A 604-nucleotide genomic window follows, 5' to 3' on the forward strand; every position below is an offset into this window, starting at 1 on the left:
CCGCGTTCGCCGCCGCCGAAGCCGAGCCCGCCGAGCGTATCCGTAGCGAGGTCACGGAAATCGCGGCGACCATCGGCATGGCGCTTCCCGAGTTCCGTCGCATCGTCAACATGGTCCAGAAGGGCGAGCGCGAGGCGCGTATCGCCAAGAAGGAGATGGTCGAGGCGAACCTGCGCCTGGTGATCTCGATCGCCAAGAAGTACCTTAACCGGGGGCTGCAGTTCCTCGACCTGATCCAGGAGGGTAATATCGGGTTGATGAAGGCCGTCGACAAGTTCGAGTACCGGCGCGGCTACAAGTTCTCGACTTATGCGACCTGGTGGATCAGGCAGGCCATCACCCGTTCGATCGCGGACCAGGCCCGCACGATCCGCATCCCGGTTCACATGATCGAGACGATCAACAAGCTGGTCCGGGCAAACCGGCGCTTCCTGCATGAGCATGGCCGCGAGCCCACGCCCGAAGAGATGGCAGAACAGCTCTCGATGCCGCTCGACAAGGTCAAGCGCGTGCTCAAGATCGCGAAGGAGCCGGTGTCGCTCGAAACTCCCGTGGGCGACGAGGAAGACAGCCACCTGGGCGATTTCATCAGGGACGAGAACGC

Annotated in this window: 1 protein-coding gene; it reads left to right on the top strand. The window is 62.7% G+C overall.

Annotated features, from left to right (window positions below; translation table 11 throughout):
• Nucleotides 1-604: sigma-70 family RNA polymerase sigma factor (locus tag LH128_RS30625; RefSeq protein ID WP_008833569.1), on the top strand; the 604-nt coding region annotated here is incomplete at both ends.

The organism is Sphingomonas sp. LH128 (assembly GCF_000293195.2).
In the GTDB taxonomy this organism is placed as follows: Bacteria; Pseudomonadota; Alphaproteobacteria; order Sphingomonadales; family Sphingomonadaceae; genus Novosphingobium; species Novosphingobium resinovorum_A.